The organism is Xanthomarina sp. F1114 (assembly GCF_026410255.1).
Classification (GTDB): Bacteria; Bacteroidota; Bacteroidia; order Flavobacteriales; family Flavobacteriaceae; genus Xanthomarina.
Genome location: NZ_JAPMLL010000006.1, coordinates 115,321 through 129,371, shown reverse-complemented (window position 1 = coordinate 129,371; position 14,051 = coordinate 115,321). Strand labels below are relative to the sequence as shown.

Annotated in this window: 12 protein-coding genes and 1 pseudogene; 7 read left to right on the top strand and 6 right to left on the bottom strand. The window is 33.0% G+C overall.

The window, feature by feature from the left end; all coding sequences use genetic code 11:
• Window positions 1-24 precede the first annotated feature (24 nt).
• Window positions 25-999 carry a signal recognition particle-docking protein FtsY gene (gene ftsY / locus OS188_RS06460; protein WP_267148010.1) on the top strand — a complete coding sequence of 325 codons (975 nt, stop codon included), beginning with the start codon at window positions 25-27 and terminating at the stop codon, window positions 997-999.
• A gap of 4 nt (window positions 1,000-1,003) precedes the next feature.
• Here the strand turns inward: ftsY and OS188_RS06455 are convergent, their stop codons facing one another.
• Window positions 1,004-1,978, bottom strand: coding sequence for a fibronectin type III domain-containing protein (locus OS188_RS06455; RefSeq protein WP_267148009.1), 975 nt, complete (start codon window positions 1,976-1,978; stop codon window positions 1,004-1,006).
• Window positions 1,979-2,117: 139 nt separating this feature from the next.
• Here OS188_RS06455 and rimO point away from each other — a divergent pair, with 139 nt between their 5' ends.
• On the top strand, window positions 2,118-3,425 hold the full coding sequence (gene rimO, locus OS188_RS06450; protein WP_267148008.1) for a 30S ribosomal protein S12 methylthiotransferase RimO: 1,308 nt from the start codon (window positions 2,118-2,120) through the stop codon (window positions 3,423-3,425).
• A gap of 56 nt (window positions 3,426-3,481) precedes the next feature.
• Here the strand turns inward: rimO and mgtE are convergent, their stop codons facing one another.
• The 4 genes and pseudogenes from mgtE to OS188_RS14805 form a co-directional block, all read right to left on the bottom strand.
• The gene (gene mgtE, locus OS188_RS06445; protein ID WP_267148007.1) at window positions 3,482-4,822 is read right to left on the bottom strand and encodes a magnesium transporter; all 1,341 of its coding nucleotides are present in this window, start codon (window positions 4,820-4,822) and stop codon (window positions 3,482-3,484) included.
• Between the two features lie 109 nt (window positions 4,823-4,931).
• Window positions 4,932-5,513 carry a MiaE family protein gene (locus tag OS188_RS06440; RefSeq protein WP_267148006.1) on the bottom strand — a complete coding sequence of 194 codons (582 nt, stop codon included), beginning with the start codon at window positions 5,511-5,513 and terminating at the stop codon, window positions 4,932-4,934.
• Between the two features lie 124 nt (window positions 5,514-5,637).
• Window positions 5,638-6,066, bottom strand: a pseudogene (locus OS188_RS06435) (disulfide bond formation protein B); the annotation flags it as partial.
• A gap of 100 nt (window positions 6,067-6,166) precedes the next feature.
• Window positions 6,167-6,319 carry a DUF5993 family protein gene (locus tag OS188_RS14805; RefSeq protein ID WP_416236517.1) on the bottom strand — a complete coding sequence of 51 codons (153 nt, stop codon included), beginning with the start codon at window positions 6,317-6,319 and terminating at the stop codon, window positions 6,167-6,169.
• Window positions 6,320-6,489: 170 nt separating this feature from the next.
• Here OS188_RS14805 and bshC point away from each other — a divergent pair, with 170 nt between their 5' ends.
• The 5 genes from bshC (at window position 6,490) to OS188_RS06410 (ending at window position 13,425) form a co-directional block, all read left to right on the top strand.
• Window positions 6,490-8,094 carry a bacillithiol biosynthesis cysteine-adding enzyme BshC gene (gene bshC, locus OS188_RS06430; RefSeq protein ID WP_267148005.1) on the top strand — a complete coding sequence of 535 codons (1,605 nt, stop codon included), beginning with the start codon at window positions 6,490-6,492 and terminating at the stop codon, window positions 8,092-8,094.
• A 4-nt stretch (window positions 8,095-8,098) separates the two neighbouring features.
• The gene (locus tag OS188_RS06425; protein ID WP_267148004.1) at window positions 8,099-9,469 is read left to right on the top strand and encodes a pyridoxal phosphate-dependent decarboxylase family protein; all 1,371 of its coding nucleotides are present in this window, start codon (window positions 8,099-8,101) and stop codon (window positions 9,467-9,469) included.
• A 129-nt stretch (window positions 9,470-9,598) separates the two neighbouring features.
• On the top strand, window positions 9,599-11,134 hold the full coding sequence (gene guaA, locus OS188_RS06420) for a glutamine-hydrolyzing GMP synthase (RefSeq protein ID WP_267148003.1): 1,536 nt from the start codon (window positions 9,599-9,601) through the stop codon (window positions 11,132-11,134).
• Window positions 11,135-11,268: 134 nt separating this feature from the next.
• Complete coding sequence (locus OS188_RS06415; RefSeq protein ID WP_267148002.1) at window positions 11,269-13,185, top strand: LysM peptidoglycan-binding domain-containing protein; 1,917 nt, start codon at window positions 11,269-11,271, stop codon at window positions 13,183-13,185.
• A gap of 3 nt (window positions 13,186-13,188) precedes the next feature.
• Window positions 13,189-13,425 carry a DUF3820 family protein gene (locus tag OS188_RS06410; RefSeq protein ID WP_416236516.1) on the top strand — a complete coding sequence of 79 codons (237 nt, stop codon included), beginning with the start codon at window positions 13,189-13,191 and terminating at the stop codon, window positions 13,423-13,425.
• Window positions 13,426-13,459: 34 nt separating this feature from the next.
• On the opposite strand, the gene OS188_RS06405 is transcribed toward OS188_RS06410, so the two are convergent.
• Window positions 13,460-14,041, bottom strand: coding sequence for a hypothetical protein (locus tag OS188_RS06405; RefSeq protein ID WP_267148001.1), 582 nt, complete (start codon window positions 14,039-14,041; stop codon window positions 13,460-13,462).
• Window positions 14,042-14,051: the final 10 nt, after the last annotated feature.

The window sequence follows — 14,051 nt, the reverse complement described above, 5'->3', positions numbered from 1 at the left end:
CTAATATTATTGAACTGAAATAAAATGAGTTTTTTTAAAAAAATATTTTCTTCCGAAAAAAAGGAAACGCTAGATAAAGGTTTAGAAAAATCTAAAACCAATTTCTTTAATAAGTTAAGTAAAGCAGTTGCTGGAAAGTCTAAAGTCGATGATGAGGTTTTAGATAATCTTGAAGAAATCCTAGTTACTAGTGATGTTGGTGTAAATACTACCTTAAAAGTCATTAAACGTATTGAAGCTCGTGTACAAGAAGACAAATATCTGGGTACAGACGAATTAAATAAAATTCTTCGCGAAGAAATTGCTGGTTTATTAAGCGAAACCAATTCTGGAGAAGCTACCGAATATACTATTCCAGAAATGCCAACTAATGCCGAAGGTAACAAAACACCTTACGTTTTAATGGTGGTTGGAGTCAATGGAGTGGGAAAAACAACTACTATTGGAAAGTTGGCTTATCAGTTTAAAAAACAAGGCTTAAATGTGGTTCTTGGAGCTGCAGATACTTTTAGAGCAGCAGCAATCGATCAACTTCAAGTTTGGGCAGATCGTGTTGAAGTTCCTATGATAAAACAAGCTATGGGAAGCGATCCAGCCTCTGTAGCTTTCGATGCTGTTCAATCTGGTGTTAAGCAAAATGCAGATGTTATTATTATCGATACAGCTGGACGTTTACACAATAAGGTGAACCTAATGAACGAGCTAACAAAGGTAAAACGCGTTATGCAAAAAGTAATTCCAAATGCGCCTCACGATGTACTATTAGTTTTGGATGGTTCTACCGGACAAAATGCATTTGAACAAGCAAAACAATTTACGGCTGCAACCGAAGTAACCTCACTTGCTGTAACTAAATTAGACGGAACTGCTAAAGGAGGTGTAGTAATTGGTATTTCAGATCAGTTTCAAATTCCTGTAAAATATATTGGAGTAGGAGAAGGTATTGAAGATCTTCAGGTATTTAATAAATATGAATTTGTAGATTCTTTCTTTAAGTAATAAATTACTGCTTTTCATAATATGCAGAATATACTAAGTAGTCGTAGGTGTCTATTTCATACTCTACCACAAAATCGCCATTTGCCATAACATACCCATATAAGCTATAAACCGTATCTGTAGAAGCACCTTGAAATAATTGTTGATCAGGAATTATAATTTCTCCACATGAATTTTCAAAATTAAAACCTTGGTCGGTGTTATAGTATCCAATGGGCCAATGTCCAGTTGTTTGGGTCTTGTAATAATTAGGAGAAATTAATGTAATGGTTTCAATACCTTGATCAGTCACAATTCCATTATCTCTTGTGACTATAACATGATAAGACCCAGTTAAATCTTGAGAAACTGTAGTTACAACTAAAGGGTCAGAATACGCACTAAAACCATCTGATCCACAATTAGCTCTAACATATATATCATAGGTAGTTCCTGCTTGAAGATATGTGTCAATGGTTGTAAAATTATCTGTTGTATTTATTACTCTACCAGTCCCCAAGTTAAAACCTGTTACTCCATATTCAACTTTGAAATCCGATTCTCCATTTGAATCCCAATATAAAGAAATACTACATAAATCAATTGTATCCAGATTAAGGGAAGTTGGTTTCTGGCATGCTGTTTCTGTAACAAATACGACAGGACCTATAACATCGCTAAAATTTGTGTCACTACATTTTGTTGTCAGATAAACATCATATGATGTGGCTTGTGAAAGATCAGTAAATTCGTAACCTAATCCTGAAGTAGAAATGGTTGTTCCTTGTCCTCGAGTAAAACCTGAAATTCCATATTCAATTTCATAAGAATTAGAGTTATTTCCTATCCAATTTATTATAGCTGAATTTGTAGTAATTGTACCGACTGAAATATTTATTGGAAAATGACATGTAATTGAATCGTTAGAATCGTCTGTACTATCTTTAGAACAGCTAAATACAAATAAAAATATGGAAAGGAAAAAGAGTGTATGTTTCAAAGTAGGTTTAATTAGAATTAAGGCTAGCTAATATAGAAATTACTCGCTAATAATGGAAGATTAAACTTCAATTTTTAAAATGTGTTATTAACTCTTTAACTCTAAAAAGAAGCTTATATTTGCAGTCCAAAATAATAAGATGAGAACGAAGTCGCTTAAAAAGAACAAAATCAATGTAGTAACACTAGGCTGTAGTAAAAATGTTTACGATAGTGAGGTGTTAATGGGACAGCTAAAAGCCAGTGGGAAAGAGGTTGTACATGAAGAGGAAGGAAATATTGTTGTAATTAATACTTGTGGTTTTATTAATAACGCCAAGGAAGAGAGTATTAATACCATTCTTAATTTTATGCAGAAAAAGGAAGATGGTGATGTCGATAAAGTTTTTGTTACTGGCTGTTTAAGCGAGCGTTACAAACCAGATTTACAGAAAGAAATCCCGAATGTAGATCAATACTTTGGTACTACAGAATTGCCAGGTTTATTAAAAGCTCTTGGTGCAGATTATAAACATGAATTAATAGGCGAACGTTTAACAACAACGCCTAAAAACTATGCGTATTTAAAAATTGCTGAAGGTTGCGACAGACCTTGTAGTTTCTGTGCCATTCCAATTATGCGTGGTAAACACAGATCGACACCAATTGAAGAGATTGTAATTGAAGCTGAAAAACTAGCCGCTAACGGAGTAAAGGAATTAATTCTTATTGCCCAGGATTTAACCTATTACGGACTTGATTTATACAAAAAACGAAACCTCGCTGAATTACTTGAAGCTTTAGTAAAAGTAGACGGTGTAGAGTGGATTCGTTTGCACTATGCCTTCCCTACAGGATTCCCAATGGATGTTTTGGATGTAATGAATCGTGAACCTAAAGTTTGTAACTATTTAGATATTCCTTTACAACATATTTCAGATCATATTTTAAAAAGTATGCGTCGTGGAACCACCAAGGAAAAAACTACCAAGTTGCTGAAGGAGTTTAGACAAGTAGTTCCAGAAATGACTATAAGAACCACGTTAATTGTTGGGTATCCAGGAGAAACAGAAGCAGACTTTGAAGAATTGAAGCAATGGGTTTCAGACATGCGTTTTGAGCGTTTGGGTTGTTTTACTTATAGCCATGAAGAAAACACACATGCATATAATTTGGAAGACGATGTACCAGAAGATGTTAAACAAGATCGAGCCAACCAGATTATGGAAATTCAATCTCAGATTTCCTGGGAACTCAATCAAGCTAAAATTGGACAAACCTTTAAAGTGGTTATCGATAGAAAAGAAGGCGAGTATTTTATTGGACGTACAGAATTTGATTCTCCAGATGTAGATAACGAGGTGCTTATTGATGCTACTAAAACGTATTTAAAAACGGGTGAGTTTGCAACAGTAAAAGTCACAGAGGCAGCCGATTTTGATTTGTATGCTGAGGTTGTAACTTCATAATTATCTCATTCATATCAGTTAATTGTATTTGATTTATTACTCATGTTTGTTTTTTATTAAAACCCAAAATACTTTGAGGCAATAGAAAAATAAATCAGTACACCACAAATATCCGAAAGAGAGGTTACTAAAGGCGCACTAGCTGTAGCTGGGTCAACTTTTAATTTTGTAAAGATAAAAGGTAATAATAGTCCAATTAAACTTCCTAACATGACATTTAAAACCATTGCAATAGAAACTACAGCTATAATGTCTGGGGCTCTAAAACTTGCAACAGCAGCAATACTGGCAGCCATAGTAACTCCTAATAGAAAGGAAACCAAAACTTCTCTTCCAATTAATTTATACCAATCGCTTATTTGCACTTTGCCTAAAGCTAGATATCTAATCATAAGGGTTGCCGATTGAGAACCTGCGTTACCACCACTATCAATTAATAAGGGTAAAAAGAATACTAGAGAGACCGTAGATTGAATAACATCTTCAAAATTAGACAGGGCAGCTCCCGAGAAAATATTCATAAAAACCAAAAGCACTAACCACATGATTCGGTTTTTGTATAAATTGAAAATACGTTCTTTTAGAGGATTAATACCCGCATTTTGAATAGAACCAAATTTATGAAAGTCTTCTGTAGATTCTTCTTCAACAACATCCATAATATCGTCGAAAGTGACAATCCCTAAAAGCACACCTTCTTGGCTTAAAACCGGTAATGCTACGCGATCGTAATCCTTAAAAACTGGAATCGCCATTTCTTGGTCGTCCATGGCATTTAAAAAGGTGAATTTATGATCAATTAACTCTTCTATAAGTTGATCTGGAGATGCTAAGATTAATTCTTTTATAGATATATCGTCAATTAATTTCCAATCATTATCTATAATATATATAACATTTAATGTTTCAGAATCTTTTCCGTGTTTTCTAATATGCTCAAAAGCTTGAGCTACTGTAAACCCTTCTTTTATTGCAACAAATTCTGGAGTCATTAGTCGTCCAATACTATCTTTAGGATAACTTAAAAGCTGAACGGTAATTTTTTGTTCTTCGGGAGATAACCTTTCAATAAGACGTTGTGCAATATCTCCTGGCAATTCTTCAAAAAATGCCGTTCTATCATCTGGGTTAATATCGTTAAGTACCCGAGATAGTTTTTGAAAATTCTCTGTTAACCCATCGATAATGGCCTCTTGCTCGGAGTGAGGAAGCAGTTTAAAAACAGCCTTAGTTTGACTTCTAGATAATAATCTAAAAAATATTATTTTATCATTTTTAGATACAATTTCAATTAGATGTGCAGTATCTAAGGCATCTAAATTATTCAAGGAACGCTTTAAAGCACGCCATTTTCTGTTTTTAACAAGTTCAAGAAAATCTGTTTTGATTACTGACATAAACGTTTTTTAGTGTTGTCTATAGAATAATTAAATCTTCGGGAAAAAACAGCTTAAAAAAAGTAGATGCTTTTGAGGTTTTTTGCCCCTCAAAAGCATCTATTATTTATTACCCATGTATGGTTTCTTGTTTTCCATATCGTTGAATCACTTCAGCTTCAAAGTCAATAAGTTCTTTCCAACGTTTATCTACATCTACTTCTTTTCCGTACTTTCTGGCAAAACCAATAAAGAGTGTATAATGTCCAGCCTCGCTAATCATTAATTCATGATAAAACTTAGCTAATTCAGGATCTTTAATGTTTTGAGATAAAAGTTTAAAACGTTCGCAGCTTCTAGCTTCAATCATGGCAGAAAATAAGAGCCTGTCTACCATAGCTTGAACCCGGCTTCCACCTTTATTCATAAATTTATAAAGCTCATTTACGTAGCTGTCTTTGCGTTCTCTTCCAAGGGTATACCCTCTTTGTTTTATAATATCATGTACCATCTCAAAATGTTCTAACTCTTCTTTTGCTAGAGCTAATAATTCGGTTACCAAATCCGGATATTCAGAATTAAGTGTAATTATGGTTATAGCATTGGTTGCTGCTTTCTGTTCGCACCAGGCATGATCTGTAAGTATTTCTTCTAAATTCGCTTCTGCAATATTAACCCAACGTGGGTCTGTAGCTAATTTTAATCCTAACATGAAAATATATTTTTTAGTAAAGATAAGCAATCTTTCTTGCTCAAAATTTATAAGTAGTTTTAAGAGTGAAAACTGTAAATAAACGACCTAATAGGTCTAGTTATTTACAAAAATTGGATTTTCTTTAAACACAGGGTCCGTTTTCACAACAAGGTCCTAGTTGACATTCAAAAAAAGTTGCTACAACGTTAATCAATAAGATGGCTGTAGCTAAATAAAAGGTGTATTTTTCGAATGGAAGAATCACATTTTTCATCTTTTTAAACGAATTGCTAAAAAATAAAAATATAGCAGATCCTAAGATACTTGCTCCAAAAATAAAAACACCCCATGTATATAAATGAAAACCGAATATTGGTGTGCCGTATCCAAGATTACCCGGATCCGGACATATATGGAGTAAAACCTGTCTCATGGAAAACATACACCCTATGATAGCAGCTATAATTACAACAGCAAAATGTTGAGGTTTAAAGCCAAAATAGATGTTAAGCGACAAGCCGAAAATAACCCCAAACATTGCTAAACGTTGAAGTAAGCATAAAGGGCAAGGATCTTCATGTAATCCAAATTAAAAGTATAAAGCACCAATTAGAATACTACAAACAATTAAAATGGATAAACTATTGGCATATTTTAATGTTTTCATCATATTAAAAACTTAGATTTAATGTTGAATCACTATGATATAAAAACATAAGAATACTTGAAATAGTAGCTATTCCAAAAAGCAAATAGGCTAGTTTTTGACTTTTTTTTATGACACTCAGAAAAGCTAAGAAATAAATTAAAAATATAATACTCATGGTTCCGGAATAAAGTTTATTAAATATAGTTTTTTTAATTAGTTATTCAATACATTTCTTCAGTTTTGAAGAAATGTATTATTGGTTTTCAAGGTTTTACAGTCTATATTTTAAGTTAATTTTAAGACTAGAAGCCGTATCTTTACGTTTTAAAACTGCAAAGCTTTACTATGCCAACAGACTGTATTTCCTTTAAAGACACCAACTATTTTTCTAGTCTAATCTGTGATTATTTAGAAGAAAAAGATACTTTAAAACCTTTTTATAATAAGTTTCCAAACCTTAAAAATTTTCAAACCCAAATAGCCGAAAAAAAATCTCAGTTTTCAGAAAATTCCAGAAGGGTTTTAGTCAACAGTTTAAAAACACAATACAAACATGTTGAAACTTCCAGTAAAACAGAAGCTAATATAAATGGACTTTTGAAGGGCAATACCTTTACAATAACAACGGGGCATCAATTAAATTTGTTTACTGGACCTTTGTATTTTTTCTATAAAATTATTTCGACCATTAATCTCTGTAAAGAGCTTAAAAAAACATATCCTAAGGAAGATTTTGTGCCTATTTATTGGATGGCGACAGAGGACCATGATTTTGAGGAAATTAATTTTTTCAATTTTGAGGGCAAAAAAATCCGATGGAATAAAAAAGCTTCTGGAGCGGTTGGAGAATTAGATTTGGCTGGTTTACAACAAGTGTCAGATTTATTTGCTTCGCAGTTAAATACAGGTAAAAATGCAGCAACTTTAAAAAAACTTTTTGAAAAGGCTTATACCAATCACAATAACTTAACAGAAGCGACTAGGTTTTTGGTGAATGAACTTTTTGCCGATACAGGCTTGGTTATTCTTGACGGAAATGACAAAGATCTAAAACGTCTATTTCTTCCTTATGCTAAGGATGAATTACTCAATCAAACATCCTTTAAAAAGGTTACTGAAACTTCCGAAAAGTTAAACAACTTATCTACAAACTATAAAATACAAGTTAATCCGCGAGAGATAAACTTATTCTATTTAAAAGAAAACTTGAGAGAACGAATAGTTTTTGAAGATGATTTATACAAGGTTTTAAATACTAATATAACCTGGAACAAGAATGAGTTAATAAAACACTTAAATGAAGCGCCGGAACGCTTTAGTCCCAATGTTATTTTAAGACCTTTATATCAAGAAGTTATTCTTCCAAACCTTTGTTATATCGGTGGAGGAGGCGAACTAGCTTATTGGTTTCAACTAAAATCTAATTTTGAAACGCAAAACGTAGCTTTTCCTGTGTTATTACTTCGGAATTCAGCCGTGTTAGTTTCTAAAAAACAACAGAGTAAACTTAAAAAGTTAGAATTGCCGATAACTGATTTATTTTTAAAACAAGACGCTTTACTCGAAAAAGTAAGTAGAGAACGTTCAGAAATTGAAATCGATTTTTCAAATCAGAAATCCTTCTTGGAAAAACAGTTTGAAGACTTGTACGAATTGGCAAAAAAAACGGATAAATCTTTTCTTGGAGCCGTGTCAGCACAAGAAAGAAAACAGATTAAAGGTCTTGAAAATCTTGAAAAGAGATTGCTAAAAGCTCAAAAGAGAAAACTAAAAGAGGTTTTAGGTCGTGTAACCTCACTTCAAAACGAATTATTCCCAAATAAAAGCCTTCAGGAAAGACAGGCAAATTTTTCTGAGTTTTATTTAGAATATGGAGACCAATTTATTCAACAGTTAATGTTAAATTTGCAACCTCTAAACCAAGAGTTTTTAATATTAAATTTAGAGTAAATCCATGCATAAAATAGATATTGACCTAATAGAAATGACCTTAGATGTCATGAAATTCGCTATTGGTAGAATTTCAGCTACCGAGCATCCTATAGGAAAACCAAAAAAATACGAAGAACTTAAAGCCCTTGTTGGCGAAACCGTTACCGAAAATGGGATAGGAGGAGAATATGCCTTCAACTTATGGAAGGATCATTTGTCAAAAGCTAATGTTCCAGTAGATCATCCTAGAAATTTGGCCTTTGTGCCAGCTGCTCCAACCCGTGCTGCTGTAATGTTCGATTTGGTTACTTCTGCTTCTAGTATTCATGGCGCATATTGGATGGAAGGTGCTGGTGGAATTTTCTGCGAAAACGAAGCCATGTCGTGGATTGTATCTTTAACAGGTATGCCGGCAGGAGCTTTTGGAGTGTTTACCAGTGGAGGAACAGCAGCTAATTTATCTGCCATTGTTACTGCAAGAGAACACTGGAGAGAAGACGACACTTATAAAAGAGAAAAAGGTTTAATTATTACTTCAATTGGAGCACATTCTTCTATTAAAGCTATGGCAAAAGTGGCGGATGTGGATATTTTATTAGTAGACTCTGAAGAAGAATTAACGGGAGAAGACCTTAGAAAAACAATCGATAAATTAAATTTTCACCAACGTAAACGTCTATTTGCAGTTGTTGCCACTGGTGGAACAACCAATGCAGGTATTATTGACGATTTAGAAGGAATTGCTGAAGTTTGTGAGAAAGAAAATATTTGGTTTCATGTAGATGCAGCCTACGGAGGAGGAGCTTTAGCAGCCGACTCTGTAAGACATTTGTTTAATGGTATTGAAAGAGCAGACAGTATTACTATAGATCCGCATAAATGGATGTTCTCTCCATACGATTGTGGAGCCGTTATTTATAAAGATCCGGAATTGGCTAAAAATGCCCATTCTCAACAAGGTTCTTATTTAGATATATTTAAAGACGAAGGTGCTCACGGATTTAATCCAACCGATTATCAACTCCAGTTAACACGTCGTGTTCGAGGTTTACCATTATGGTTTTCATTGGCAACCCATGGTACAGATCAATACAAAAAATCTGTAGAAAGAGGTATTGAATTAGCACAGATTGCTGGTAGATTAATTGAAGAGAATCCGAATGTAGAACTAGTAAGAGAGCCAAGTTTATCATGTGTTTTATATAGAAGAATTGGATGGAAACCGGAAGATTATACGCATTGGACTTACGAAAATCATGAAAAAGGTTTTGCTTTAGTAACCCCAACTAAATGGAAAAATGGTGATACTTTTGAAACGGTTTCTCGTTTCTGCTTTATCAACCCAGATACCACAGAAAATGATATTCAAAAGATTTTAGAGTCTATGAATTAAAAGTGTTTTTTAAACTTATTAGAAAAAAAATAATGCATATTTTTCTGTGTTTAAAAGGCATTTAGGAGTTCAAGACAAAAAAGTCTAACTCATAAATAGTTAATCAAAAATCAATTGTTATTTTTGCGCATGCAACACAACAAAGTACTTATTTTAGATTTCGGCTCGCAATACACACAACTTATTGCACGTCGCGTGAGAGAACTCAACATTTATTGTGAGATTTATCCATACAACAAAATCCCTAAAGAGGTTGATGAATACAAAGCAGTTATTCTATCGGGAAGTCCAAATTCTGTAAGAGCAGAAAATGTACTTCATCCAGATCTATCTCAAATTAGAGCTAAAAAACCTTTATTGGCTGTTTGTTATGGAGCTCAATATCTGGCTCATTTTTCTGGAGGCGAAGTAGCTCCTTCAAATACCAGAGAATATGGCCGTGCTAAGCTGTCTTATATAAAACCTGACGAAGCTTTCTTTGAAAACTTACAAGTAGGAAGTCAAGTATGGATGAGTCATAGTGATACTATCAAAAGTCTACCAACAAACGGTGTTTTATTGGCAAGTACGCACGATGTACATAATGCTGCATACAAAATTGAAGGCGAAGATACTTACGCTATTCAGTTTCATCCAGAAGTATATCATTCAACAGATGGGAAACAATTACTAGAGAACTTTTTAGTAAATATTGCCAAAGTTGAGCAAGATTGGACACCACAATCTTTTGTAGAAGAAACTGTAGAAGATTTACAAAATAAAATAGGAAACGATAGAGTCGTGCTTGGACTTTCTGGAGGAGTTGATTCTTCTGTAGCTGCCATGTTATTACACAAAGCAATTGGCAAAAACCTGTATTGTATTTTTGTGAATAATGGTTTATTACGAAAAAATGAATTTACAGATGTTCTGGAACAATATAAAGATATGGGGCTTAATGTAAAGGGTGTTGATGCTTCAAGTCGCTTTTTAGAGGCACTTGCAGGCTTAAGTGATCCGGAAGAAAAACGTAAAGCTATTGGTCGTGTGTTTATTGAAGTTTTTGATGATGAAGCTCATGAAATTACAGATGTAAAGTGGTTAGCTCAAGGAACTATCTATCCAGATATTATAGAAAGTGTTTCAGCCACTGGTGGTCCAAGTGCAACCATTAAAAGTCACCATAATGTAGGTGGTTTACCGGATTTTATGAAACTCAAAATTGTAGAACCTCTTAAAGCTTTATTTAAAGATGAGGTTCGTCGTGTTGGAGCTTCTATGGATATGGATAAAAACCTTTTAGGCCGTCATCCATTTCCAGGACCAGGATTAGCTATTCGTATTTTGGGAGATATTACTCCCGAAAAAGTTCGTATTTTGCAAGAAGTTGATGCTGTTTTTATAAACGGTTTAAAGGAATGGAATTTGTACGATAAAGTTTGGCAAGCAGGAGCTATACTCTTACCAGTTAATAGCGTTGGAGTTATGGGAGATGAACGTACATACGAAAAATGTGTAGCACTTAGAGCCGTAGAAAGTACAGATGGAATGACAGCCGATTGGGTAAATTTACCTTACGAATTTTTACAAAAAACATCAAACGATATAATAAATAAAGTAAAAGGCGTTAATAGAGTAGTGTATGATATAAGCTCAAAACCGCCAGCAACTATCGAATGGGAATAAACAAATCCCTTTGAAAAAAGGGGTCTCATGATTAAGAGTTAATATGTTTGTTTTTTTTTGGGTATACTTATTGGCAGTTTCAAAGAAACTCAAAAGTTTAATTAAAAAGATTTCCGTTTTCACGGGAAGTGAATATGAAAAAAATAATATACATTTTATCTTTAGTTTTAATGTTTGGTTGTGGTTCAACGCAAGCACAAGGCTTTAAAACACATAAAGTAAAAAAAGGAGAATCTGTTGAAAGTATTGCAAAATTGTACCATGTCTCTTCAAGCGATATTTACAGTTTAAACCCAGATGCCAAAAAAGGAATTAAACCTAATTCAGTGATTATAATTCCCAAATCCAAAGGCTATAATCCAGCGCCACAAGCTAGTATTGAAAAAGAGTTAATTGGTTTTAAAGAACATAAAGTTAAACGTAAAGAAACCCTTTACAGCCTTTCTAAAGAATTTGATGTTACTCAAGACGAATTAAAAAAGCACAACACTTTTCTTTATGCTAATAACCTAAGAAAAGGAGATATGTTAAAAATTCCAGTTTATAAAAAGGTTTTACAAGTAACAGAACCAGAAACTGCAACCAAAAGCTATGCGGTATTACCAAAAGAAGGGAAATGGCGAATAGCCTATAAATACGGTATTACTGTAGAGCAATTAGAAGAACTAAATCCTGATATGGAAGAGGTTTTAAATGTGGGAGATATAATTAAGGTGCCAAATATTGGAATAAAAGAAGAAAAACCAATTGACGACGCCTATTCTTATTATACAGTTTTACCAAAAGAAGGGTTTTATAGATTAAAAGTAAAATTGGGTCTTGAGCAAGAACAATTGGAAGCTTTAAATCCAGAACTTAAAGAATCAGGATTAAAAGTAGGGATGATTTTAAAAGTACCGCACAATGCTACACTTGAAGAGAATTCTAATACAGAATTAAAAGGTACAGATTTAACAAAACATATAAATAACTACAACACCAAGCATCTGGTATTTATGTTGCCTTTCCAGCTTAATAAGGTTAATGCAGATTCCATTCAAGATGCTAAAAAAGAAGTGGTTACCAATCCTTATTTAGGGATGTCCTTAGATTTTTATTCTGGATCTTTAATGGCATTAGATTCACTTAAAAAATTAGGTGTTTCCTTAAAGGTTGATGTGTACGATACTAGAAACTCTTTAAGTGAAGTCATGGATATTCTAAAGACTAATACTTTTAATGATGTAGATGCTGTAATTGGACCATTAGTTTCTAACAATATTGAAAAGGTTGCTACGCAATTAAAACCATTTAACGTTCCTGTAGTATCGCCAATTACTAAAAAAGTGGTGCTTTCAGAAAATGTATTCCAATCTAGACCGTCAGAATCTTTGCTTTATGATAAAGCGGTAAATTATGTTAAGAAGGATAGTACAAAAAACAATGTAATTATTATTTCTGATGAAAAGCACACCAAAGTAAATAATAATTTAAAAAGTAAATTTCCTTCTGCTCCTCAAATATTTTCAAGAAAAAATAAAAAGGGTGAAGATGCTTTTTATGTTTTGGATGCTGATATTACCAGTAAATTACAGACTGGAAATAATGTGGTGTTTTTAGAATCGGATAATCCTGGGTTTATTTCTAATGTTACTAGTAAATTAAATTCTATGAAAAGTAAGGAGAAGAACATTATCTTGATTACAACTAATATGAATGCTGCTTTTGAAAACGATGAGGTTTCAAATTATCACTTGTCTAATCTTGAATTTCATTTTCCTACCATAGCAAAATCATATAACGAAGACGATAATAACTCTTTCGTAAAAGCTTATGAGAAACTTTATGGAATAACACCAAATAAGATTGCTGTTCGGGGTTTCGATTTAACCATGGATGTAGTTTTGCGTTTAGTAACTTCGGAAGATTTAATCTCATCGGTAAATGAAGCACCTTTAACAGAATACGTTGAAAATAAGTTTGCTTATAAAAATAAGTTTTTAGGCGGATATTATAACGATACCGTGTACCTGGTTAAATATCAAGATTTAAAGATTATTGAAGTAAATTAAGCTATGAGCTTATTGCAACCAGATAAAGAATTTCTTATAAAATTGGCACATACCAAAATGCCATTTGGTAAATATAAAGATCGTTATCTCATAGATTTACCCGAATATTATGTGGTTTGGTATCACAATAAAGGTTTTCCAAATGGAAAATTAGGAGACATGCTAGAAACTGTTTACGAACTTAAACTAAACGGACTAGAAGAATTAATAAGAAATATAAAACGCCAATTTCCTAAATAAAGAAATTGGCGTTGCTACTATTTTTAGATTTAAATTAATCAACTTTTTCTAAACTTAGAGCCATAGCTTCTGCATAAGTTAAAACTACAACCTGACCTACATGCAGTTTCTTAATTAATTCTTTATCTTCCATTTGTATGGAAGTGAAATTCCCGTTTGGGCCTTCAATATTTACATACATAAATGGTAAATTAATTACTTGAATAGTAACTACGGCTTGAACAATAGCGCCTAAAACTGCCCCGGGTTTCCTTTCTAGATCGGCTTTATCCTTTTCAGTTACAACTACCAGAGGGTTCTTTAATTCTTCCTCAGTTGGATCACGAAATTCAGCTTTTATGTATTTGTAAAAACTAAAAGTAACATCGTCTCCAACTTCAATATCGTTAAACCGTTTAACCTCTTCTCCAGCAGTAACAGTATGTAATTCTCCTGTAGAACCCATAATGGTAACTTCACGAGTATCTTTGTTTATTTCTGTTATTTTACCTTTCTTTTCAACAAGTTCTCTTTTTTCCTTATCCGGTAAAACCTTGTCTGTAATTTGAGCTAAACTAACTTGTGTGGTAAGTAAAAATAAGATTAAATAAATACAATGGTTTGTCAATATTTTCATAATTTAATTT

What these genes read in the sequence shown, in the direction of transcription:
- ftsY (WP_267148010.1), top strand. Translation starts at nt 25, where the DNA reads ATGAGTTTTTTTAAAAAAATATTTTCTTCCGAAAAAAAGGAAACGCTA.
- rimO (WP_267148008.1), top strand. Translation starts at nt 2,118, where the DNA reads ATGAGAACGAAGTCGCTTAAAAAGAACAAAATCAATGTAGTAACACTA.
- mgtE (WP_267148007.1), bottom strand. Translation starts at nt 4,822, where the DNA reads ATGTCAGTAATCAAAACAGATTTTCTTGAACTTGTTAAAAACAGAAAA.
- OS188_RS06440 (WP_267148006.1), bottom strand. Translation starts at nt 5,513, where the DNA reads ATGTTAGGATTAAAATTAGCTACAGACCCACGTTGGGTTAATATTGCA.
- OS188_RS14805 (WP_416236517.1), bottom strand. Translation starts at nt 6,319, where the DNA reads ATGAGTATTATATTTTTAATTTATTTCTTAGCTTTTCTGAGTGTCATA.
- bshC (WP_267148005.1), top strand. Translation starts at nt 6,490, where the DNA reads ATGCCAACAGACTGTATTTCCTTTAAAGACACCAACTATTTTTCTAGT.
- OS188_RS06425 (WP_267148004.1), top strand. Translation starts at nt 8,099, where the DNA reads ATGCATAAAATAGATATTGACCTAATAGAAATGACCTTAGATGTCATG.
- guaA (WP_267148003.1), top strand. Translation starts at nt 9,599, where the DNA reads ATGCAACACAACAAAGTACTTATTTTAGATTTCGGCTCGCAATACACA.
- OS188_RS06415 (WP_267148002.1), top strand. Translation starts at nt 11,269, where the DNA reads ATGAAAAAAATAATATACATTTTATCTTTAGTTTTAATGTTTGGTTGT.
- OS188_RS06410 (WP_416236516.1), top strand. Translation starts at nt 13,189, where the DNA reads ATGAGCTTATTGCAACCAGATAAAGAATTTCTTATAAAATTGGCACAT.
- OS188_RS06405 (WP_267148001.1), bottom strand. Translation starts at nt 14,041, where the DNA reads ATGAAAATATTGACAAACCATTGTATTTATTTAATCTTATTTTTACTT.